The organism is Streptantibioticus rubrisoli, from assembly GCF_024436055.1.
In the GTDB taxonomy this organism is placed as follows: Bacteria; Actinomycetota; Actinomycetes; order Streptomycetales; family Streptomycetaceae; genus Streptantibioticus_A; species Streptantibioticus_A rubrisoli.
Map to the genome: position 1 here is coordinate 1 of NZ_JANFNH010000014.1, position 22,747 is coordinate 22,747.

Sequence of the window (22,747 nt, forward strand, 5' to 3'; positions counted from 1 at the left end):
GTTTGCTGGGGGAGGGGGTAGAGGAGTGCGGCCAAACAAGGCCCGGCCTGCGGGCGTGAAGCGGGGACGGGCTCCGCGGAGCTGGCGCTCCAGCACGGCGAGTTGGTGCCGCAACGCCAGGATCTCCGCGTCCTTCTCCCGGTCGCTCCTCGGCAGCAGCCGTAGCACAGCGAAGGCGTTAGCCATTGTCAGGTAGGCCAGGCGAGCAGCATGATCGATCATCATGCCCGGCAATGCCGACAGCCGGTGGCGACCAGCACGATACGTTCTCTGACCTGTATGGATGGACTTCTCGGCACCCACAAGGTCCACCAACCGGCTCTGCCGCGTTGAGTTGACTCTCCGCCGGCGCTCGCCCAACGTGCCGAGGACTCTCCGGAGCATGGAGCCCAATGCCGATTCACAAGATCGGGTTACGGGCCGGATGAGCCTTTTGCATAGATGTATGTCATATGACCTACTGGTCGCGACGATACCTTCTCGAGAGTCCAGCTTTGGCTGCGGCGGTGCACGGTGCCCGGCCCGACGGGAGTGGGCATGGCAAGCACGGCGCAGGAAGCGGCCGCACCCGGGGTTCGGGCGTCACAGATGTTCGTTGGTGACGCTGTGGCCAACGTGGTGAACATGTTCCGCGGTGAGGTGAATCTGCCGGTCGACCTCGTTACGCTCGGCGGGCGCAACGGCCTCGACGTGAAGGTGGCCGCGTTCTACAGCAGCGGCGTGCACCGCGCGGCGCAACGGTGGAACCTCACCGAGCCCACCGACGTCCTCGGCCTGGGCTGGTCAATGCCGTACGAGCGAATCATGGTCGAGCATCAGGACAGCGGCACCAACCTCGACGACGTGTTCTACCTGGTGACCGGCGGCGCCCCGAAGCAACTGGTGCGGGTGGGTGTGGAGGGGGCGGCGCAGGTCTTCCAGCTGCGCGACCACCAGTTCTGGCAGATCCGGTACTTCCCCGACCCCGACGCCGACCGCGAGTACTGGCAGATCGCACGTGAGGACGGTACGACGTACACCTACGGTCGGGGAGCCGTGCAGTGGGGCGTGCGGTGGGGTAACTGGATCGGTCCGTCCACAGTGGCCAACGGAGTGAGTTTCCCGGTCGCCTGGAACCTCCACGAGGTCCGCTCGATGGCAGGCGACACGATTTCCTTCGAATACGACAGCGACGACGTCGCGATCGGCGTCGGCACGGACGCGTTGTACAGCCGCTCCTGCCGATTGCGGCGGATCGTTGATGCCTTCGGGCGGGCCGTCGGATTTACGTATCTGCGCAAGGAGCCGTTCGAAGCTCCGGCGCCCCAGGTGCCGCCACCCGGTGGGCGCAACGCGTACCAGTACCGCCTCGAAGACCACTACCTCGACCGGATCGACGTCCGGGACCGCGACGGTGCTCTGCTGCTGACCACCCGTCTGGGCTACCAGTTGCGCAACGTCTCGGGGTCTGCGAAGGACAGCGCGTACACCAAGCGGTATCTCGTGACGGTGCGCCAGGAGGTCCCGGACGGTAGCGGTGCGGCGCTGCCCGGTGTGGAGTTCGACTACCACGGTGCCGACGCACCGCTCCCGGGCGCGCTGAAGAGCGTGCTCACCCCGCAGGGTGGCCGTGCGGCCTATGCCTACAAGGCCGTTGAGCTGCCGAACACCACGTTGCGGGTGCCCATCACCAGCCCGGGCGCGGGCTGGACGCCGCGGGTCTGGCACGGCCCGACGTACACGGTGGTCACCTGGGAGAACTCCACCACCGGCCGCGTGACGACCGGTGTGTATTCCTGGAACGGCAACTGGTCCAGCCAGCAGGACACCCGCGAATGGTCAGCGGTCCCGGGAACGTTGCGGGTGCTGACCGGGAACGGGTTCTTCGCGGTCTGGTACTGCGACGCGCCTAGCCAGCAGTACCGGGTCCACGTTGTGCGTGCCGACCAGTTCCGCTTCGGTCAGTGGGACCGTTCCGTGTATCAGGTCAGTCTCGGGCGGCCGATGAGCGACCCGGTGGTGAGTGTCGGCGCGGATTTCCTCGCGGTCGCCGACGCCGCCGCCGGACAGCTGAAGATCCTCAGTTGGGATCCGGTCGGCTCACGCTGGGTTGAACACGGCTTCGGGCTCGCCAACGTCGCCCAGGTCGTGCTCTCCAGCGGGGTGAACTTCTGCGTCGCCACCACCTACGCCAGCACCGGCCGGACGCTGAGCACCACGATCTACTACGGTGACCCCGAGAGGCGCTGGCTGCGCGGGGACACGGTCAGCGAGACCGTGGACGTCGACTGGATGGCGACCCGTCGGGAGCACATGCTCGCCACCGGGGCGTCCTTCGCCGCGTTGGGCTTCGTCACCGCGATCGACGAACCGTCGAAGTCCGTCACGTACGCCACCCGACTGCTCACGTGGTCCTCGACGTACCGGTTCGGACCGCCGGTGAAGGCCGACGGGTCACAGCCGCTGGACGTGCGCAACCCGGTGGGGTACGTGGTGGTGAACGGGTCGACGGTCGGCAACGGTCAACACCTGTTCCGCTTCGACGGTGCGCGTTGGCAGGCGATCGCCGGGGTCAAACCGGTCACCGGGCCCCGGTACACCTACAGTTACGCCGCCGACGCCGCCTACGTCACCACGGTGCAGTCCGACGACCGGTGGACCAGCGAACTCTACGAGTTCGACCCCTACGGCAATGCCTGGCGCTCGAAGGCCCGCCCCAGCGGGTCCGCCCGCGGGCTGCCGTCGATCGCCGGGGGATACCGCACGGCGGGCCGCGAACTGCTGCGGCGCACTCCCGACGGTACTTGGGCCAAGGTGTACACCCTCCCCGCGGACGCGGACCTGACCACCGTGGTCAACGCGGCGCCGGCGTACCTCGCCTACCAGGACAGCGGTGGCTCGACGCGTGTACTGACCCTGGCCGACGGCGGGGTACTGGAGACCAAGGCGCTGTCCGGCGAGCGCGTGGTGGTGCCGGACGCCCAGCCCGGCCAGATCCTCACCGGGCCCGGCACGTTCGTCACCTACCGGGGCCCGGACTTCGACAAGTCCACCCAGCTGGCCCTCTACCGGGTAGTCGGCTCCGCCGTTGCCACCCGGCTGGTGGCCTACCCCGTCGTTGAGGTGAGCAACGACACCGGGTACCAGACCCAGCGCACCACTTTGGCCTACGACGCGGCGACCGCCACCTACGACCCCTACGGGCTGGTGACGCAGTACGTGACCGTGCGGTCGACGCCCGGCGACGGCGACAACGGCTGGGTCGAGCGGGTCTTCTTCAACGGACTGAGCCCGACCGTACCAGGCGTGATCTACCCGCCCTCCAGCCAGTACACCAACGCCCGTACCTGCTTCAGTCAGCTCAACGGGCAGCTGTTCCGCGCCCGCGGCTACGACGCCGACGGCCGTCAGGTCAGCGAGAGCATCAACTATCCGTACACGTACACCAGCGGCGACAGCGGTGAGCGTATCGTCGGCGCCTACACCAGGCTGCGGCGCCAAACCGAGGCCACCGCCGGTCAACTGCTGTCATTCGGGCTGGACGGGATCACCGACCTCGACAGCCAGAAGGTGCCGAGCGCACTGCGGGACCGGTTCGGCGCCGCCGGACTGGCGCTGCTCGACCCGCTCACGGTCGCGGTCGAGCGGTTCGGCCGGCGGTGGACACTGACCGACGCCACCGGCGCGCGGTACCAGATCGTCGCCGACGGCACGGACGTCATCGTGTACGGGTGGCTGGAGGCGGCCGCCGAGTACGAGTACAACGCCAAGGGACAGCCGTGCCGCGAGCTCACCGAGAACATCGACGACAGCGGCGTCAGACGACGGCTCAGCCGCGACACGACCTACGCCTGGCAGACGTACCGGCAACTGGCCGACCTCAACTGCCTGGTCCCGGTGGGCCAGGTGACCGCCGCCGACCTGACGGCCGACGTCGTCACCGGCAGCACGGTCACCACCTACTCCAACGCCTGGGGCCCTTGGGCGGCCCACCGCGGGTACGAGTGGATGGGGACCGGCACGCCGGACTTCGAGGGTTGGGAGGCCGGCGCCGACCCCGGTCCGGACTGGCTGCGGGCCCGTGAGGTGCTCGGCGTCACCGAGCGGGCGCAGCCGCTGGCTGCGCTGGACGCCGGCGGCCACGTGGCCGCCGTCATCTACGACCGCGAGCGCCGCTTCGCGGTCGCGACCACGGCCAACGCCGATCCACGCGCCGGCGAGGCGTGCTACTACGGTTTCGAGGAGTACGAGGACGCCGGCGGCTGGACCCTCACCCCGGCGGGGTTGGACCCCGCGGACTACATCACCGAGGGCGCCGCGCACTCCGGATCGCGGCGGCTGGCCATCCCCGGCGACCCCGATGAGGCAATCGGCATCACCAACGAGTTCACCCCGGCCCGTGGCGAGCGGAGCTACCAACTGTCGTGCTGGGTGTGCACGGAACCCGGGTTCGTCAGCGACGCGGCCCTCGCGGCGTGGCGGATCACGGTCCGCGGCGAGCAGGGCACGGCGTCGATCGTGACCGCGATTCCCGCCACCGACGACCAGTGGCGCTGGATGCACCAGCTCATCGATCCGCAGGCGCTCGGCGTAGGCACCATCCAGTCGCTGACCCTCACCGTCACCAGCCGGCAGGACCACCACTACCTGCTGGTCGACGACCTCGCGTTCGCGCCGGTCCAGGCCAGCCTTCGTGCCTCGGTGTATTCCCCGGACGGACAGGAACTGCGCGGCACCGTGGACATCCTCGGTGACTCCCGCCGCATCGCGTACGACCTGCTCCAACGCCCCGTTGTTGAGATTGGCCCGGCCGGGTCGCCGCTGTCGATGTCCGCGGACCAGCTCTGGCGCAGCCACCGCGACAGCTTCGACCCGGAACGGCCCAACGGCTCGCTCATGGTCGCGCTGCGCGGGCGGGGCAGCTTCACCGACTTCCGGCAGGGAAGCCAGTGGCAGGCGCAGTGGCAGCCCAGCTCCGGCTGGCGCCAGACGCCAGGCCGTCTGCACCACGAGTCCACCGGCACCGGCAAGCTGACCCTTCGTGAGACGCCACGCGGTAGCTACCTGCTGCGTTTCGGCCTCGTCGGCGACCCGCCGGTGACCGGGCCGCTGCGGCTGACCTTCGGCGGCGGCTGGTCGGTACGCTGGGCCGACGCCACCTGGTCGTTGCACCGGCCGGACGGTACCAAGGTGACCCAGGCGGCCGGGCCGGCCGGAACCGACCTCCTGCTGGCCGCCTGGCCGCACCGCATCCTCTGGTACGTCGACGGCCAACTGGTACTCCAGCAGCTCGACTCCGGCGGATTCGCCGGACCGGTCGAGCTGGCCTGCGATGGGGAGCTGGCGGTGCGGTGGATCGCCGTCGGCGCCGACCCGGTGGTCGGGATTTCCTGGACCGACAACGTCGGCCGCCCGTACCAGCTGCAACGCATCGCCGACACCCGCCTGCGGGTCTCGGCGACCGGGTACGACGACGCCGGCCGCGTCACCGTGTCGACCAAGAGCATCGAGGTCGACGGCGAGCCGGTCGGCTACAGGGTCGGCCTGGTCACCGCGCTGGACCCGGCGACCGGGGCGATGGGCGACTGCGAACTGACTCGCGCCTACCCCGACGACGAGGGCTATCCGTTCTCCCGAACCGTCTTCGAACCCTCTGCGCTGGGCCGCCCGGTCGAGGCAGGCAGGCCGGGCAGGGCATTCGCCGTCGACACCTCGAAACCGGTCGGGCAGCGGCACACCACCCGCACCGAATACCGCATCAACACCGCCGAACCGCTGCTGCCCGACCTGCCCGCCGGAACATACCCGGTGACCGCGGTCATCGACCCCGAAGGGCGTACGGCGCAAACCTGGACCGACCGGCTCAGCCAGACCGTGGCCACGGCACAGGGCGACCTCGCCGGCGCCCCAGGCACGTTCGCACTGGCCCGAAACTTCCACGACCCGTACGGCAACGTGGTGCGCCACGACCAACCGAACCTGGTCGACACCCGAGTGAGCGACCGGGAACGCTTCGTCGAGCGGACCGACTACGACTTCCTCGGCAACCCCCTCTCCATCACCGGTCCCGACCTCGACGGCAGCGCCGAATACGTCTACGACACCTTGGGCCGGCTGCGGTTCAGCCAGCTCCCGCAGGCCGCCGCCGAGGGTTACCTCAACTACCGCGCCTACGACAGCCTCGGCAGGCTCCTCGAAGAGGGCACCTGCGAGGCCACCTGGGACCGCGACCAACTCCAGGCACACGCCGACGAACCGCAGTGGCTGCCGGCACCGGGCACGTGGCTCTCCCGCTACCGCTACGACGGCGACGGCAGCGACCCACGCCTGTACGGCCGGCTGTGGCAGGCGTGGTCAGGCCCCGCGAACGGCGACACGCCGGCCACCCGCACCACGTACGCCTACAACGACCTCGGCCTGGTGGCCTCACGCACCGTCAGCGTCGCCGCCTACGCCGATGGCGCACCCCACACGGTCGCGTTCCGCTACGACGCCACCGGCGCAGTCACCGACATCACCTACGACACCCAGCTGGGACCGGACGCCTTCACCGCCACCATGCGCACCGACGGCTTCAACGACCTGGTCGGCGTCACCGGTGACCACGACGGGCGATCAACCGACCTGGCGCGCTTCACCTACACCCCCGACGGCGCGCTGTCCGAGGAGGTGCTGGCACCGGACGGACCGGCCGAACTGACCCGTGGTTACCGTTACACCCCACCCGGCTGGCTGGCCTCGGTCCGTGACCGCTACCTGACCGAGACCACCGACTACACCACCGGCGGTCCCGACGGCGTCGGCTACCACGACGGCCGGGCGGCCCGCGTCACCACCAGCTTCACCGGAGTACGCCAGGACGGCTTCGTCCCCGACTTCGACTACCGCTATGCCTACGACGCCCTGGGCCGCCTCGCCGCGGCCGAAAGCGATGTCAGCGCAGACTTCGGCCTCAGCGGGCTCAGCTACGACGCCAACAGCAACCTCCTCGCCCGCACCGTCGGCGACCTTGCGCAGCAACTGCGCTACCGGGAAGGCACCAACCGGCTACGCGCGATCGACGACGGCGTCGAGACCGACCCGTTCGGCTACGACCGCGATGGGGACATCACCGACGCGCCGCCGCTGGGCGTGTCCGACCTGAGCTACGAGCCGGACACCAGGCTTCCCGCCGGGCTGCGCAGCGCCGCCGGGGCGCTGCGCCTGGAGCACGACCCCGCCGGCACGCTGCTGTACCGCGCCGGTCCCGACGGGCAGCGCCTCTACGTCCCCGGCGACGCGGGACCCCTGGCTCTGCACCGCACCGACGCCTCCGGCGGCCACCGCGTCGGCTACCTGGTCCCGGGCCCGGGCGGCACTCTCGCCGTCTGGTCACCCGAGGGCACCACCTACGTGCTGCGCGGACGACTCGGCTCCACCCGGGCGCTCTACGACGGCACCGGCCTCGTCGGTGCCTTCAACTACCTGCCCTGCGGCGGATTCCTGGGCACCCCGCTGGACCTGGGTGCCACGACCACCTACCCCTACCTGTTCACCGGCGCCGAACGCGACCCCGCCACCGGCCTGTACCTGTTCCCGCGACGCGTCTACGACCCGACCACCGGCCGGTTCCTGAGCACCGACCCCTTCGGCCAGTATCCGAGCCCCTACCTGTACGCCGGCGGAGACCCGGTCAACGGATTCGACCCGAGCGGCGCCTTCGCCTGGTCCTGGGCGGCGTTCGGAGCCGTCCTCGGCGGAATCGTCGCCATTGCCGGCGGCATCCTGCTGACCGTCGCGACAGGCGGCGTCGCTCTCGGGTGGATGGTCGTAGGGGCGGTCGCGGGAGGGGCGTTCATCGGCGGCGGAATCGCCAGCGCCGCCTACGGGTTCGGCCACGCCGACGCGTCCAAGAGCACCTTCGACTGGGCGGAGTGGGGCATCATGGTCGGCTTCGGCGTGGCATTCGGCGCGGCGGCGGCGGGACTGGGGTTCGTTCCTGCAGCCTTCGGCGCGAGCGCTGCCGGCGCGATCGCCGCGGAGACGTTCATCGGGACGGGACTGGGGGCCCTCGACGGCTTCATCACCAACGGCACGCTCAACGCCTACCAACGAAAGGGTGAGGATTTCCTTGAGGGTGGGGGCAGCGCCGCGTGGCAGGGGGCGCTCGGCGGCGCGATCGGCGGTGCCATCGGCGGCGCCCTCAACCGGGGCGCCATGCTGCGCACAAGCCGGACCCTCAATGCCGGCCGCCGCCTGGCGGCCGCCCGCGGGGCCGAGGAGCGCGCACAACCGGGCAGGATCTACACCAGCGTGTACGAATCCGGCACGTTTTGGCACGCGGAGGTCGCCACGCGGCCGCAACCCGGAGCACCCGCGACGCGCACCTGGCTGGAAGCCGACCTCATCGACGTGAGAAGCACCGTGTCCGGTGGACAGCCAACCACCATCCGCACGGGCCCGTTCGATCCCGCGTATCGGTCCTCCGCCCTAAACGTGCGGCAGGGGGCTTTCGACGTGCCCGAAGCGAACGCCGCCCGGGCGCAGGCGTATGCCCAGAGCGCGGAGGGACGACAAGGCCTGTTCGCGTTGTGCCGCAACGACTGCACCACGTATGCCAAGCAGGTGCTGCGGGAGGCCGACCTGCATCCGCCGCTGTGGGTGCAGAACCCCAGTGGGCTCGCCTTCTGGGCACGGACCCTCCGGCCACAAGTGCCGTAGGACGACCAGCGATCCCTGAGGGCGAGCAATGACAGAAGGAGGAGCAATGACAGACGACCCGTCGCCGGTACCGGTCGGCACCATCGTGGCCTTCGCCGGCGAGCTGGACATTTCCTGGCTGCAGGGCCAAGGCTGGCTCTACTGCGACGGATCTGAACTGGACCAGGCAGCGTATCCGGCGCTGTACGCCGCCATCGGCGGCAACTACGGCGCGGGCCACGCCACGTTCTTCCTGCCGGACCTGCGCGGCCGGTTCACCCGAGCAGTCGATCTCGGCGCCGGACGGGACCCCTACGTCCTCACCCGAACCCCGTCCAACAACGGCGGGCTGTCCGGAAACAATCCCGGCTCCGTCCAGGATCACCACACCGCGCTGCCCGCCAAGTCCTTCACCACGTCAAGCGACGGCAGCCACAGCCACTCGGTACAGCACCTGCCGACGGACAAGGAGGGGCCGGTGATCGCCGGCAGCCACTACGCGATCTGGACGGACGCGGGCTCGCAGACCGACGCCTCCGGCGACCACAGCCACACCCTGTCCGGTGGCGACGCCGAAACCCGCCCCATCAACAAATACGTATATTTCTTGATCAAGTTCAACGGATGAGGACGACGATGAACACTGCGCAGGAAAGTCAGCCCACACAGGTGATCCCCGTCAGCGGTGTACTGGTCGGCTCGATCGTCGGCTACGGCGGGATCGTCTCCGGCAACTCGCAGGCGCCGGCCGGCTGGCTGCTGTGCGACGGCACCGCGGTGTCCCGCACCACGTACGCCGACCTGTTCCAGGTGATCGGCACCCAGCACGGCGGCGGTAACGGCACCTCGACGTTCAACATCCCCGATTACCGCGGGCAGTTCCAGCGCGGCGTCGACGACGGCACAGGGCGCGATCCGGACGCGGGCAGCCGAACGGCGGCCAACCAGGGTGGCGCGACGGGCGACCAGGTCGGCTCGGTCCAGGGCATTTCCACGGCGCGGCCGACCGGACCAGCCTTCGGTACCGACGACAACGACGGTGCCCACACACATCCGGTCCAGCACCTGCCGACCGACCACTCCCACCCCTACGTCAGTGGGCACCACTACGCCGAGTGGAACGACGGGAGCGCTGACACCGACGCCGCCGGTGACCACACGCACACCATCGGCGGCGCGGATGCCGACACCTGCCCGGTCAACATCTACCTCAACTACCTGATCTTCTACGGCACGACCTCGTGAAGGAGCGAACGATGACGGATCAGGATTTCACCAAGCCGGTCGTACCGCTGGGTGACCTGGTGGTCGGCAGCATCGTGCCCTACGGCGCCCTGATCGACGCGGGCGCGCTGGAAGCACAGGGCTGGCTGTACTGTGACGGGCGGGGACTGAGCCCCACCGACTACCCCGACCTGTTCGCGGTGATCGGCACGCTGCACGGCGGCAACGGCACCTCGACCTTCAACCTGCCCGACTACCGCGGATACCTGCTGCGCGGCGTTGACGACAACACTGCGCGCGACCCTGACGCGGCCAGCCGGACCGCGGCGGCCCCAGGGGGAGTCGCAGGCGACAACGTCGGTTCGATGCAGCAACCCGCCACCGCCCTGCCGAACACCTCCTCGTTCAACGTGGACAGCGCAGGCTCCCACACCCACCCCGTTTCCCACGTCCCCACTGACAGCTCGTCCGTCGCCGAGACGGGCAATTACCGATCCATCTGGAACCCCGGCAGCGCGGACACCGACGCCGCCGGAAAGCATTCACATACCGTCAGCGACGGCGGAGACACCGAGACACGCCCGGTGAACGCATACGTCAACTTCCTCATTCGCTACCACGCCTGACGCGCCGCAAGGAAGAAGCTGCCCGGCCCCACGACCGAGAGTCGCTGTCCACTGCACATCCGAGACGGTACGGACCTGGGTCCGCAAGACCGAGGTGTACGCGGACCAGCAGGCCATGTTGGCCCGTTGAATGGCGTGTGCCGATCGTAGAGAACGTTTGGGAGGTCACAGGGCGTTGGCAGGGCAGGCGGCTGGTGAGCGTGGTCAACAGCAGCAGGCTGGCGAGTGCAGCCAAGGTGATGGCCAGGATGTGTAGGCCCGCGTCGTCGGTGGTTTGGCCGAAGGCGAGTCCGACGAGCCCAGAACTGAGGTTTTCACGCGGGACAGGCTTCACGTCACAGAGATTCGGGGAACCGTCACCATGATCGACCGGCCCAAAGGCTCCTGAGCAGCCCTAACGCACCCACACATCAGCGACGTACAAAACCGAACATCCCAGTGACATCACGGCCGAACCTCACACGGGCCGCGCCACGCGGCCGTCCGGGAAGTCAGGCCATGGCTTGGCTTGCGGCGGCGACCAGTTCGTCGGTCGCTGTGATGGCGGCCTCACGGAGGGAGGCCAGGGCGGAGTGGTCGGTGGCGTAGCGCAGGTTGAACGCGGCCACGGCAGCCTGACGAGCTGGCTCAGCAAGGGAGCGTTCAAGGACAGATACCGCGACCAGGGGGCCGGTTATGGCTGAGCGCGTGGCGCGGGAGGCCATGCGGGCTGCCTCGACGGCTTCCTCGCTCGCGCTGTCCAGGCGCAGAACTTCGCGATGCCACATGGCTCGTCGATGGTCGCCGAGGGCGGCCACCAGTTCGCCCAGCGCCCGGCGCAGTGCTTCTGCTCTCTGGTCAGCACGGGCAGCCCGCTGAGCGATCCGCGCACTCTTGATCTGAAGCAGCCCGGTGAGCGCGCCCCCGAGTAGTGTGCCGACCACCGCAATGATGCTGGGCCACATCGCGAAGTCCTCCTTGGACAACAGTAACGAGGCGGGTTGGAGTCAATCTGGGCGACGGTGCGGTATCGATGCTCCAGCGCAGCTGAGTCCGTCGGTGTCCGATGGCCAGACCGCTGAGTGGCCCGGAGTGCTCCCATTCACACCAACGGGGTCAAGCGGCGCGGCGTTGATCCACAGCGCAACGCACCGCACGCGCGGCGGCCGCTTCCACCAGCGCGCGGATCACGCCCAGGTCGTCGTGCATCTCGGGGTGCCACTGCACACCCATCGCGAAGGTGTGGCAGGTGTACTCCAGCGCCTCGATCGTGCCGTCGGCGGCATGGGCCGTCGCGATCAGGCCTTCGCCGAGGCGGCGGACCGCCTGGTGGTGATGGGTGGCCACGCCGGTGCGGGCGCCAAGGAGCCGCGCGGTGCGGGTCCCGGGGACCGGGGTGACCGGGTGGTCGGTGAAGACACCGGCTGTCGGGTTGTGGGCGCCATGGCCGACCGTGTCGGGCAGGTGCTGGTCCAGGCTGCCGCCCGCGTGGACGTTCATCAGCTGCATACCGCGGCAGATGCCCAGCACAGGCGTCCCGCTGTCGAGCGCCGCAGCCAGCAGGGCGCGTTCCCAGCGGTCGCGTTCCGGTACCGGGGCGCCCGTACGCGGATGCGGATCCTCGCCGTACAGGGCCGGGTCGAGATCCTCGCCACCAGCGAGGACCAGCCCGTCGAGACGGGCAACGACCGTGGCGGCGGCTGACGGATCGTCCGGCGGCAGCATCACCGCGAGAGCGCCGGCGGACTGCACGTAGCGGGGGTAGGCGGCCGGGAGCAGCGCGGCGGGCAGGGCCCACGCCGCTCCCCAGCGGGCCTCGGTGAGATATGTGGTGACACCGATCAGCGGCTGCCTGTCCACCTCGTTCCTTCCTGTTTCCCGTGGGGGCGAGCCGCACTCCGGGTCGCGGCTGTTCAGAACTCCAGATCGTGCTCGATGGCGGCCAGTTCCTCAGGTGTGCCCTGGACCTTCGGGCCGGTGAACCACTTGCGGGCGGAGACCAGCCACCAAGTTCCGGCGAAGCCGAGCACCAGCAGGACGGCGAGCGGAGTGTAGTTGAAGTTGGTCGCCGTCACCGGACTGTTGGTCGGCAGCATGAAGAGCACGGAGATGGCCAGGGTCCATGCGACGGCGATGATGCCGACCGGTCGGCTCCAGCGGCCGAGGTGCCACGGACCGCGCTCGAACCGGTCGCCCTGCAAGAGGCGGAGGAACACCGGCAGGACGTAAGCGATGTACAGACCGATCACCGCGATCGAGGTGACGGCCGCGTACGCTGTGGCGTTCCACAGGTAGGGCAGACCCAGCGCGAAGGCGCCGCCGGCGGCCAGCCAGACCGCGTTCGTCGGCGTTTTGGTCCGCTTGTTGATGCGGTGCCAGATCCGCGATCCGGGCAGCGCGCCGTCCCGTGAGAACGCGTAGATCATCCGCGAGTTGGCCGTGACCGACGACATGCCGCAGAAGAACTGGGCGCCGATGGCGATCAGCAGCAGCAGTTTGCCGCCGGTGCTGCCCAGCGCGTCGATGAAGATCTGCGCCGGGGGGACGCCGGTCTTGCTGCCCAGCGCGCCGTTGTAGTCCTGGATGGCGAAGGTGATGCCGATCAGCAGGACCCAGCCGGCGACCAGGGAGACGAGGATCGACATCACGATGCCGCGCGGCCCGGCCTTGGCCGCGTCGTGCGTCTCCTCGGTCATGTGCGCCGAGGCGTCGTAGCCGGTGAAGGTGTACTGCGCGAGCAGCAGCCCCAGCAACCCGACGTAGAAGCCGGAGTGCCAGCCGGTGCCGTTGACGAAGTGCGTGAAGACGAAGGAGGCGGACTGGTGCTTCGACGGCAGGGCGGCCAGGGCCCCCACGATGACCAGCACACCGCCCACATGCCACCACACGCTGACGTTGCTGAGGAAGGAGACCAGCCGCACGCCGAAGGTGTTGAGCAGGCCGTGCGCCAGGAGCACCAGCCCGAACAGCATGATGGTGTGCGCCGGGGTGGCCGCGAAGCCGAATTGCAGCTCCAGCAGCGCGTTGGTGAAGGACGCCGCCCCGAAGTCGACTCCCGCGGTCACGGCCACCTGGCCCAGGAAGTTGAACCAGCCGGTGAACCACGACCAGACTGGGCCGTGGGATGGGGCCAGTTTCGCCGCCCAGTAGTACAGACCGCCTGCCGTCGGGTAGCCGGAACACACCTCGGCCATGGCTAGTCCCACGAACATGGTCATGATGCCGACCAGCGGCCAGCCCCAGGTGATCAGTGCCGGTCCTCCGGTGGTCATACCGAAGCCGTAGAGCGTCAGGCAGCCGGAAAGGACCGAGATGATGGTGAACGAGACTGCGAAGTTGGAGAACGCCGACATTGAGCGGGCGAGCTCCTGGGCGTAACCGAGTTCGTGCAGGCGCTGTTCGTCACTGGACAGCTGGGGAGCTCGCTGGGCTTCGTCTGGCTTTGTCAGGTCTTTGTCGGTGGACACACACGCCTCCGGGCTCGAGCATCCGCGGCAGGTGTGGCGTTCGGCGAACCGCTCCTGCCCATATCAAAGGTTTGACGCGATACCTTTGCGTTCGATTGAGCCTGGCGCAAGCCCCTGGCGTAAATCGCTGGTAACGGAACGGTTTCACGACAGGAAGCCGCGCAGCAGCGCCGCCGTCCCCGCGCAGTGTTCCCGCATCACCTCCCGCGCCCCGTCCGCGTCCCCCTCCAGGACCGCCTCGACCAGCGCGGAGTGCTGCTGCTGCGAGTGCTCCAGGTTCCGCACTAGCAGCGGAATGCCGTCCAGCAGGTCGTTCACGGTCGCGCGGACCGCCGCGTACTGCGCGGCGAGAGACGGCGACCCGCACAGTTCGGCCAGCGTCAGATGGAGCAGCGTGTCCATCCTCCGGTACTCCGCCAGCGTCGCGTCCTGTGTCGCGCCCAGCGCCGAACGCAGCCGTCCCGCCTGCTCCCCGTCCAGACCATGCGCCGCGCACAGTCCGGCCGCGCCGACCTCCAGAACCTCCCGGAACCGCAGCGTGTCCTCCACGTCCACCCGCCCGATGCGACGGCGCAGCTCGTCCACCGCGCCGCCGGCAGGCGCCTCGGGCGGCCGTCGCACGAACGTCCCGCCGTACCGGCCCCGGCGGCTCTCCACCAGCCCCTGGTCCTGGAGCACCTTCAGGACCTCGCGCAGGGTCACCCGGCTGACCCCCAGCCGCTCCGCCAACTCGCGCTCGGCCGGGAGCCGCTCGCCGTAGGGCACCAGGCCGAGGCGTACGACCTGGAGTATCTGTGCCAAGGCTTCCTCGAAGCCGTTGCCCGCGCGCACCGGCCGCAGCACCGGCGCCAGCCGGTCCACCGCGGCGGCCTCCTGGAGCTCGTCCATGAACCGCGAACCCTCTTTCCGTGAACGTCTTCCCAAGTAATGGTCTACATGTTTACCTTATGGCCTCCGGTTGCACCGACGAGAGGCAATTCCCGTGGCTGACCGCACGCCCCCGCTCTCCGTCGACGAACTGAGAAGGCTCGTCGACAACGGCGAGATCGACACTGTCGTCCTCGCCTTCACCGATATGCAAGGCAGACTCCAGGGCAAGCGGTTCGCCGCGCGCTTCTTCCTCGACGATGTCCTCGCACACGGCACCGAGGGCTGCAACTACCTCCTCGCCGTCGACGCCGACATGAATACCGTCGACGGCTACGCCATGTCCTCCTGGGAACGCGGCTACGGCGACTTCGCGATGCACGCCGACCCCGCCACCTTGCGCCGCACCCTGTGGAACGAGGGAACCGCGCTGGTCCTCGCCGACCTCGCCTGGCACGACGGCACACCGGTCGCCGCCTCCCCGCGGCAGATCCTGCGCCGCCAGCTCGACCGCCTCGCCGAGCGCGGCTGGACCGCGTACGTCGGCACGGAGCTGGAGTTCATGGCGTTCAACGACACCTACGAGGACGCCTGGAACCGCGGCTACCGCGAGATGAACCCGGCCAACCAGTACAACGTCGACTACTCGGTCCTCGGAACCGGTCGCGTCGAGCCGCTGCTGCGCCGCATCCGCAACGAGATGGCCGCGGCGGGGATGACGGTCGAATCGGCCAAGGGCGAATGCAACCTGGGCCAACATGAGATCGCGTTCCGCTACGACGAGGCGCTGACCACCTGCGACCAGCATGTCATCTACAAGACCGGTGCCAAGGAGATCGCCGCCCAGCAGGGCCATGCGCTCACCTTCATGGCCAAGTACGACGAGCGCGAAGGCAACTCCTGCCACATCCATTTGTCGCTGCGCGACGAGTTCGGCGAACCCGTACTGGCCGATGACGACGGCGAGTTGGGGATGTCCAAGACAATGCGGCACTTCCTCGCCGGACAGCTGGCCGCACTGCGGGAGTTCACCCTGCTCTACGCCCCCAACATCAACTCGTACAAGCGCTACCGCCCGGGTTCCTTCGCTCCCACCGCCGTCGCCTGGGGACCCGACAACCGCACCTGCGCGCTGCGGGTCATCGGCCACGGCCACTCGCTGCGCTTCGAGAACCGGGTGCCGGGTGGGGATGTCAATCCCTATCTGGCGGTCGCCGCGATGATCGCGGCGGGTCTGCACGGCGTGGAGCACGAACTGGAACTGCCCGCCGCTTGCACCGGAAACGCCTACTCCGGCGACGCCCAGCACGTCCCCGGCACCCTCCGCGAGGCTGCCGAGCTCTGGCAGGAGAGCCGACTGGCCCGTGCCGCCTTCGGCGACGAGGTCGTGGAGCACTACGTCAACATGGCCCGTGTCGAACAGGACGCCTTCGACACCGCCGTCACGGACTGGGAGCGCTATCGCTCCTTCGAGCGCATGTAAGGAACCGGCGTGCCCGAACACCCCACCGAGCACCATGTGCTCAACCCAGCCACCGAAGAGGTGGTGGCCACCGTCCCCGCCACCTCCCCCGAAGAGGTCGCCGCCGCCGTGGCCCGGGCGGTCCGCGCCCAGGGCCGCTGGACCCGGACCGCCCCCGCCGACCGCGCCCGGCTGCTGCGCCGCTTCGCCGCCATCGTGGACCAACACCTCGAAGAACTCGCCCAGTTGGAGGTACGGGAGGCGGGTCACCCGATCGGCAATGCCCGCTGGGAGGCGGGAAACGCCCGCGATCTTCTCGACTACGCGGCGGGCGGAGCGGAACGGCTGAACGGCGCCCAGATCCCGGTCCCCGGCGGCATCGACGTCACCTTCCACGAGCCGCTGGGCGTCATCGGCGTCATCGCACCGTGGAACTTCCCCATGCCGATCGCCGCCTGGGCCACCGCACCTGCCCTCGCCGCGGGCAACGCCGTCCTTCTCAAACCCGCCGAGAACACCCCGCTGACCGCGCTGCGCCTCGCCGAGCTCGCGCTGCAGGCCGGGCTTCCCGAGGGCCTGTTCCAGGTACTGCCCGGCGCCGGACCGGTAACCGGCACCGCGCTGGTCGAGCACCCGGATGTCGCCAAGATCGTCTTCACCGGATCAACGGCCGTCGGCAAACACGTCATGGCGCAGTGCGCGGCCCAGGTCAAGCGGGTCACCCTCGAACTCGGCGGCAAGAGCCCCAACATCGTCTTCGCCGACGCCGACCTGGAAGTCGCCGCGGCGGCGGTCCCGATGTCATTCCTCGACAACACTGGCCAGGACTGCTGCGCCCGTACCCGCATCCTCGTCCAGCGCGACGTCCACGACCGGTTCCTGGAACTGCTCGAACCGCACATCAAAGCGGTGACCGTCGGCGACCCCACTGACCCCGGCACGCAGATGGGCCCACTGATCTCCGCCGCCCAGCGCGAACGGGTCCGCGCCTACGTCCCCGAGGACGCCCCCGCCGCCATCCGCGGCAGCGCACCGGAAGGCAAGGGCTTCTGGTATCCAGCGACCGTACTCGCCGGACTCCCCGAGGACGCGCCCGCCGCGACCGAGGAGATCTTCGGGCCGGTCGCCGTGGTCCTCCCCTTCGAGGACGAGGCGGACGCCGTACGCCTCGCCAACGCCACCCGTTACGGGCTGGCCGGATCGTTGTGGACCCGGGATGTCGGGCGGGCGCTGCGCGTCAGTCGGGGTGTGGCGGCGGGCAACCTGTCCGTCAACTCCCACAGCGCGGTGCGCTATTGGACCCCCTTCGGCGGCTTCGGCCAATCCGGACTCGGCCGGGAGCTCGGCCCCGGTGCGCTGGCCGCCTTCACCGAGACCAAGAACGTCTTCATCAGCACGGAGGACTGAGACACGTGACCGCACACATCGCAGGACAGGGCGAAGAGGCCGTCTGCCGCCGACTGCCGGGCCGCACCGCCGTCATCACTGGAGCGGGCAGCGGCATCGGCCTGGCCACCGCCCGCCGTCTCGCCTCCGAAGGAGCCAACGTCGTCTGCGCCGACATCGACGAGACCGCGGGCAAGGCCGCGGCCGACGAGGTCGGCGGCAGCTACGTCCGTGTCGACGTGACCGACGCCGAGCAGGTGGAGGCGCTCTTCAAGACCGCGTACGACACCTATGGTTCGGTCGACGTCGCGTTCAACAACGCGGGGATCTCACCGCCTGACGACGACTCCATCCTGACCACCGGGATCGACGCCTGGCGCCGGGTCCAGGAGGTCAACCTCACCTCCGTCTACCTGTGCTGCAAGGCCGCACTGCCGTACATGCAGCGACAGGGCAAGGGCTCGATCATCAACACCGCGAGCTTCGTCGCCGTGATGGGCGCCGCGACCTCGCAGATCTCCTACACCGCTTCCAAGGGCGGGGTGCTGGCGATGTCCCGGGAACTGGGCGTGCAGTTCGCCCGGGAGGGCATCCGGGTCAACGCGCTGTGCCCCGGCCCGGTCAACACCCCCCTGTTGCAGGAGCTGTTCGCCAAGGACCCGGAACGGGCCGCGCGCCGTCTGGTCCACATCCCACTGGGCCGGTTCGCCGAGGCCACCGAGATCGCCGCCGCCGTCGCCTTCCTGGCCAGCGACGACTCCTCGTTCATCACCGGCGCCGAGTTCCTCGTCGACGGCGGCATCGCAGGCGCATACGTCACCCCAGTCTGATCACAGGAACATCCTGCCTTCGCCACGGTGGGTGGGCACCCTGCCCACCCATGTCAGCCTTCGACATCCAGGGGTCTCGGCCCGTCCGTTGGTAGCGCCCTGGAGTGGTGTCGAAGGCCAGCCGGAAGGCCTCGATGAAGGCGCTCGGCGAGCGGTAGCCGGCCGCCGCGGCGACGACGGTCGCCCGAGCGGCCCTCGGCGAGGCTGCCGCGACGGCTGTCCGCGACGGTGCGGCAGCGCCGCGGACCTTGCGGGTACGCAACCAGGTTTCCAGGCGGCTGGCGCCCATGCGACGTATTGCCGCGGGGGTTTGATAGCCAGTCAGCAGTACCAAAGGACCGGCGTCGGTGAGGTCCAGAGTGCCTTCGAGTGCGGGGAAGATACTGCTCAGAGCCCCTCGAGCCCGCGGAGCGCGCACCCGCATGCGCTCCGCCACCTCCAGCGCAATGAGACGATCACGGAGCTCTGGAGGGGCACGGCTGTCCTCCGCTCGGTGTGGCGTCCGTGTGCGCCGGTGAGAGGCGGCCGGGGACAGGCCGCCGGGCCTGATCCGTGGGGTTGTCTGCTTCGATGAAGGGTCGCCCTTGCCGCCACTTCTAGGAGCAGATCCTGAACACGTCTTTCGCCGAGGCATTGTCGGCCGGCCTGCTGGTGGTGGTGCTGGCCTGCGCGGTGGTGCGCCCGTGGGGCTGGCCGGAGGCCGTGGTCGCGGTACCGGCTGCCGGGCTGGTGATTGGTACCGGGGCGATTTCGCTGGCTCATGCGGGGGCTGAGGCCGAGCGGCTCGGGCCGGTGATCGGCTTCCTGGCGGCAGTGCTGGTGCTGGCGCAGCTGTGTGATGACGAGGGCCTGTTCCATGCCTGCGGGGCCTGGATGGCCCGTACGGCGGTGGGTCGTCCGCGTCGGCTGTTGGTGCAGGTCTTCGCCGTGGCCTCGGTGATTACGGCGGTGCTCAGCCTGGATGCGACCGTGGTGCTGCTCACTCCGGTGGTGTTCGCGACCGCTGCCCGGCTCGGTGCCCGTCCGAAGCCGCATCTGTACGCCTGCACGCACCTGTCGAACACTGCGTCGTTGCTGCTGCCGGTCTCCAACCTGACCAATCTTCTGGCGTTCGCGGCGAGCGAGCTGAGTTTCACCCGCTTCGCCGCGCTGATGGCGCTGCCGTGGCTGACGGCGATCGGGGTCGAGTACGTGGTGATGCGCCGGTTCTTCGCCGCCGACCTGGACGCGGGCGCTCAGGCGCCGCCCGGCGAGGTGGCACCGGAGATGCCGCTGTTCGCCGTGGTCACCGTGGCCTGCACGCTGGCCGGGTTCGTCCTCACCTCGGCTATGGGGATCAACCCGGCCTGGGCAGCCCTGGCCGGTGCCCTGGCGCTCGCGGCCCGCGCGCTGGCTCAGCGCCGTACCACCCCGGGCGCGATCGTGCGTGCCGCGGCCTGGCCGTTCCTCGCGTTCGTGCTGGCGCTCGGCATCGTGGTGCGCGCGGTGGTCGACAACGGGCTCGCCTCCGCGCTCGCGCATCTCGTCCCCTTGGGCTCCGGGCTGCCCGCCCTGCTCGGCATCGCCGCCCTGGCCGCGGTCCTGGCGAACGTCATCAACAACCTGCCTGCCACCCTTGTCCTGCTGCCGCTCACCGCTCCGGTCGGATCCGGCCCGGTCCTGGCGGTGCTGCTCGGGGTGAACATCGGCCCCAACCTCACCTACGCCGGCTCGCTGGCGACCCTGCTGTGGCGGCGCATCGTCCGCGAACACGACACCGACGTCGCGCTGGGCGAGTTCACCCGGCTCGGACTGCTTGTCGTGCCTGCCGCACTGGCCCTGGCCGTGGTAGCTCTGTGGGGGTCACTGCAACTCGTCGGAGGGTGAAACGGTGGCCGTCATCGTCTGGATCACCGAGGGCACCTGGCCTGCCTGCGTTGACGCCGCCCGCACCCACGCCCCGGCGGGTACCGAGATCGTCCTGCTCCACGTCACCGGTCACGAGATTCCTGGGGTCGCACACGGCGCGTTCGCCGGCCTGCTGGGACGCGGCCACCCCGAGCGCGACCCCGGCACCCGCCTGGAAGACCTGGCCGCCACCTCCGCCCGGCAACTGCTCGATGCCGCCGCAGACCGCCTGGGGCGCACCTGCACCCGCATGGAGCGCACCGGCCGCATCGAACGCGAGGTCGTCACCGCGGCCCAAGGAGCCCAGTTGCTCATCCTTGCCCGCGACGGCGACCATACCCACCTCGGACCGCATAGCCTCGGCCCTGCCAGCCGCTTCGTCGTCGACCACGCCCCCTGCCCCGTACTGCTGGTCTGGCCCGAACCGGCACCCGGCATCGCCACCATCCCACCGCCGCCGCACCCGCCGCACCACCGGTAGAAGTCGCTGCCCACACCACGCCCCACGCCACCGCCGGCATCCGGGTACGTCCGGGTCCGGCCTGGTCCTCTCAGGCGCCACCTGTGCCCGCCCGGATCCACTTCTAGCGCACGGCGCCGGTCAGGAGGTGGGGGCGTGGACCTGGTCCAGCCCGGCGCGTAGGTCGCGGGCGAGCACAGTGGCGTCGCCGGTCTTCCAGAAGTGCAGGTAGAACAGGCGGGGCTGCTCGTAGAGCATGTGGTTGTGCAACTCGACGATGGTCATCCCGCGCGACCGCAGTGCCTTGATCACTGGGTTGACCTGATCGGCGGTCATCGCGAAGTCACCGTTGACCGCAGCCCGCCCTCCGCCAAGCGGCTGGAACATCAACAGAGTTGACGCCTCCATCAGGTAGGGCAGCGTGATGTGGGCGCGGGTATCGGTGATCGGTTGGGAGACGGGGACGTGGTACTGCTGTACCCCGTTCACGTTCTCGCCCTTCGTGCCGATGATGCCGTTCAGAGCGTTGGTGTCCAAGGCGATGGCGGGAGGGCTGCCCGGCTTCTGGTTGAGGGGGATATGGGTGGCGGTCAGGGCGTTGTGCACGGTGTGGGCGATCTGGACGGGGTCGCCGAGTGCCCAGTAGTGCAGCCACCACAGGCGCGGGGTCTCGTCCTGGAGGTGCTTGTGCAGGGCGGTGACCTGCGCACCGCCTTGCTGGAGGTGGTCCGCGAAGGTGTTGGCCTCGTCGCTGGTAAGCGTGGCCTCGCCGATCATCACGGCCTTGCCGGACGGGGTCTGGTGGAAGGACGCTTCGGCGTTCAGCTCCATGCCCGGGTTCTCGGTGACACCGGCGTTGACCAGGTGCAGGTCGGTGCGGAGCCACTCGGCGGTGTGCACGTCCTGCGCCTCGGTGGTCAGCGGCTGGCCGATGGCTTGCCCGACGGCGTTCCAGTCGATGCCATGGGCCTGGCCCGAGGCGGTGCCGAGGCTGGGGGCGAGGGTGGTGGCGAAGACCACGGCGCCTGCGGCGACGATCGTGATGCGGCGGCGGGAGAGCTTTCGGCGGGCCATGGGCGGGCCTCCTGGAGCTTTCGGCGGACTGCCGGGATCGGACCGGATGCTCTTCCCCAGCGCACCACGGGCCACCCCGCTGCGCCAATCGAGCGCCCCTGCCCTAGCGAGCGTTATCCCACAGCTCGTCGAGCGTGATCTGGGAAGCGTCAGTCGAGCTCGATGTTGAAGTCCCAGATCGCCACGGCCTTGCCGTCGTGGCGCCAGGTCAACTGGGCGGCGCCGGAGTGATACGTGTCGACCAGTGTTAGGGCGGCGGGCTTCCCCGGGGCGGCGGTGACGGTGTCGGGCCCGTGAGGTGTGCGCGGGACGTTGCGGCCCTGTTCGTCGCGTGAGCTGAAGTCACCCGCGGCGACGGCGATAGGGCCCGTGCTCTGGGTGAGGGCGATGCTGATCGTCCCCGTTGTGTGATCGGGAACCTTGCTGCCAGCCGACGGAAGGTCCTCGGCAGGGCCGGTCGCCGTTATCACGGTAGTCGCGCCGGGGAGTTGGGCACGGATCGGCGCGCCCATGGCCATCAGTTGCAGGTGGTGCTCGTCTGCGACGGGAGTGGGCTGCCCGACGGGGTGCGAGGGGATCGGGACAGCACCGAGGCTGTAGGACTGTGCTTGCGGCGTCCCCGTTGCTGTTCGTCGACGCCGCCTTGGTGGTTGTTCGGGTCACCGGAGAGGTTGCCGACCTTGCCGGTCGCGTCGTGCGCGTCCGAGCAGTTGTCGGGGCTGATCCACGAGAACCGCGGGGTGGTGGCCTCGTTGAGGTCCTGCGCCAAGCCGGACACGGCTGCGTGTCCCTTGGCGGCCGCCAGCCCGTCCAGCGGCACGACCCTG

16 protein-coding genes and 2 pseudogenes are annotated in these 22,747 nt (G+C 69.4%); 9 read left to right on the top strand and 9 right to left on the bottom strand.

Annotation, left to right across the window (positions count from 1 at the left end; translation table 11 throughout):
- Positions 1-186: pseudogene (locus NON19_RS14820) on the bottom strand (hypothetical protein); the annotation flags it as partial.
- Between the two features lie 351 nt (positions 187-537).
- Between NON19_RS14820 and NON19_RS14825 the strand changes: the two are divergent.
- From NON19_RS14825 to NON19_RS14840, 4 genes are read left to right on the top strand one after another with little or no spacing between them, the layout of a single operon-like run.
- Positions 538-8,679 carry an RHS repeat-associated core domain-containing protein gene (locus NON19_RS14825; RefSeq protein WP_255928190.1) on the top strand — a complete coding sequence of 2,714 codons (8,142 nt, stop codon included), beginning with the start codon at positions 538-540 and terminating at the stop codon, positions 8,677-8,679.
- A 46-nt stretch (positions 8,680-8,725) separates the two neighbouring features.
- The gene (locus tag NON19_RS14830) at positions 8,726-9,286 is read left to right on the top strand and encodes a phage tail protein (RefSeq protein WP_255928192.1); all 561 of its coding nucleotides are present in this window, start codon (positions 8,726-8,728) and stop codon (positions 9,284-9,286) included.
- 8 nt (positions 9,287-9,294) lie between these two features.
- On the top strand, positions 9,295-9,903 hold the full coding sequence (locus tag NON19_RS14835) for a tail fiber protein (RefSeq protein WP_255928194.1): 609 nt from the start codon (positions 9,295-9,297) through the stop codon (positions 9,901-9,903).
- An 11-nt stretch (positions 9,904-9,914) separates the two neighbouring features.
- Entirely contained in the window at positions 9,915-10,508 is a 594-nt protein-coding gene (locus NON19_RS14840) for a tail fiber protein (protein ID WP_255928196.1), read from the top strand.
- Positions 10,509-10,999: 491 nt separating this feature from the next.
- On the opposite strand, the gene kilB is transcribed toward NON19_RS14840, so the two are convergent.
- The 4 genes from kilB to NON19_RS14860 all read right to left on the bottom strand — a co-directional run bounded on the left by kilB (position 11,000) and on the right by NON19_RS14860 (position 14,842).
- Positions 11,000-11,452 (bottom strand): plasmid transfer protein KilB, encoded by a 453-nt coding sequence (gene kilB, locus NON19_RS14845; RefSeq protein ID WP_255928198.1) that lies wholly within the window; start codon positions 11,450-11,452, stop codon positions 11,000-11,002.
- 151 nt (positions 11,453-11,603) lie between these two features.
- Entirely contained in the window at positions 11,604-12,347 is a 744-nt protein-coding gene (locus NON19_RS14850) for a gamma-glutamyl-gamma-aminobutyrate hydrolase family protein (RefSeq protein ID WP_255928200.1), read from the bottom strand.
- A gap of 53 nt (positions 12,348-12,400) precedes the next feature.
- Positions 12,401-13,840 carry an amino acid permease gene (locus tag NON19_RS14855; protein WP_255928376.1) on the bottom strand — a complete coding sequence of 480 codons (1,440 nt, stop codon included), beginning with the start codon at positions 13,838-13,840 and terminating at the stop codon, positions 12,401-12,403.
- A 258-nt stretch (positions 13,841-14,098) separates the two neighbouring features.
- Positions 14,099-14,842, bottom strand: a complete 744-nt coding sequence (locus NON19_RS14860) for a FadR/GntR family transcriptional regulator (RefSeq protein WP_255928202.1) — start codon at positions 14,840-14,842, stop codon at positions 14,099-14,101.
- Positions 14,843-14,936: 94 nt separating this feature from the next.
- On the opposite strand from NON19_RS14860, the gene NON19_RS14865 reads away from it, so the two are divergent.
- From NON19_RS14865 to NON19_RS14875, 3 genes are read left to right on the top strand one after another with little or no spacing between them, the layout of a single operon-like run.
- Positions 14,937-16,304: a glutamine synthetase family protein gene (locus NON19_RS14865; protein ID WP_255928204.1), complete on the top strand. Its 1,368-nt coding sequence runs from the start codon at positions 14,937-14,939 to the stop codon at positions 16,302-16,304.
- 9 nt (positions 16,305-16,313) lie between these two features.
- Positions 16,314-17,690, top strand: a complete 1,377-nt coding sequence (locus NON19_RS14870; protein ID WP_255928206.1) for an aldehyde dehydrogenase family protein — start codon at positions 16,314-16,316, stop codon at positions 17,688-17,690.
- A gap of 5 nt (positions 17,691-17,695) precedes the next feature.
- Positions 17,696-18,499, top strand: a complete 804-nt coding sequence (locus tag NON19_RS14875) for a 3-oxoacyl-ACP reductase (RefSeq protein WP_372514137.1) — start codon at positions 17,696-17,698, stop codon at positions 18,497-18,499.
- A gap of 202 nt (positions 18,500-18,701) precedes the next feature.
- On the opposite strand, the pseudogene NON19_RS33925 reads toward NON19_RS14875, so the two are convergent.
- Positions 18,702-18,935, bottom strand: a pseudogene (locus tag NON19_RS33925) (IS110 family transposase); the annotation flags it as partial.
- Positions 18,936-19,108: 173 nt separating this feature from the next.
- Here NON19_RS33925 and NON19_RS14885 point away from each other — a divergent pair.
- Together NON19_RS14885 and NON19_RS14890 are read left to right on the top strand one after the other, a co-directional pair.
- Positions 19,109-20,365 (top strand): SLC13 family permease, encoded by a 1,257-nt coding sequence (locus NON19_RS14885; RefSeq protein ID WP_255928380.1) that lies wholly within the window; start codon positions 19,109-19,111, stop codon positions 20,363-20,365.
- Between the two features lie 4 nt (positions 20,366-20,369).
- Entirely contained in the window at positions 20,370-20,867 is a 498-nt protein-coding gene (locus tag NON19_RS14890; RefSeq protein ID WP_255928208.1) for a universal stress protein, read from the top strand.
- 120 nt (positions 20,868-20,987) lie between these two features.
- Here the strand turns inward: NON19_RS14890 and NON19_RS14895 are convergent, their stop codons facing one another.
- From NON19_RS14895 to NON19_RS14905, 3 genes are all read right to left on the bottom strand, one after another.
- Entirely contained in the window at positions 20,988-21,920 is a 933-nt protein-coding gene (locus NON19_RS14895) for an LppY/LpqO family protein (RefSeq protein WP_255928210.1), read from the bottom strand.
- 149 nt (positions 21,921-22,069) lie between these two features.
- Positions 22,070-22,432: a hypothetical protein gene (locus NON19_RS14900; RefSeq protein WP_255928212.1), complete on the bottom strand. Its 363-nt coding sequence runs from the start codon at positions 22,430-22,432 to the stop codon at positions 22,070-22,072.
- Between the two features lie 5 nt (positions 22,433-22,437).
- Positions 22,438-22,740 (bottom strand): hypothetical protein, encoded by a 303-nt coding sequence (locus NON19_RS14905; protein WP_255928213.1) that lies wholly within the window; start codon positions 22,738-22,740, stop codon positions 22,438-22,440.
- Between the last annotated feature and the right edge of the window lie 7 nt (positions 22,741-22,747).

Bases quoted from the DNA above. Each gene is read 5' to 3' on its own strand.
- NON19_RS14855 (WP_255928376.1), bottom strand. From the start codon at position 13,840: ATGTCGGCGTTCTCCAACTTCGCAGTCTCGTTCACCATCATCTCGGTC.
- NON19_RS14830 (WP_255928192.1), top strand. From the start codon at position 8,726: ATGACAGACGACCCGTCGCCGGTACCGGTCGGCACCATCGTGGCCTTC.
- NON19_RS14895 (WP_255928210.1), bottom strand. From the start codon at position 21,920: ATGGCCCGCCGAAAGCTCTCCCGCCGCCGCATCACGATCGTCGCCGCA.
- NON19_RS14900 (WP_255928212.1), bottom strand. From the start codon at position 22,432: ATGGGCGCGCCGATCCGTGCCCAACTCCCCGGCGCGACTACCGTGATA.
- NON19_RS14835 (WP_255928194.1), top strand. From the start codon at position 9,295: ATGAACACTGCGCAGGAAAGTCAGCCCACACAGGTGATCCCCGTCAGC.
- NON19_RS14825 (WP_255928190.1), top strand. From the start codon at position 538: ATGGCAAGCACGGCGCAGGAAGCGGCCGCACCCGGGGTTCGGGCGTCA.
- NON19_RS14840 (WP_255928196.1), top strand. From the start codon at position 9,915: ATGACGGATCAGGATTTCACCAAGCCGGTCGTACCGCTGGGTGACCTG.
- NON19_RS14860 (WP_255928202.1), bottom strand. From the start codon at position 14,842: ATGGACGAGCTCCAGGAGGCCGCCGCGGTGGACCGGCTGGCGCCGGTG.
- kilB (WP_255928198.1), bottom strand. From the start codon at position 11,452: ATGTGGCCCAGCATCATTGCGGTGGTCGGCACACTACTCGGGGGCGCG.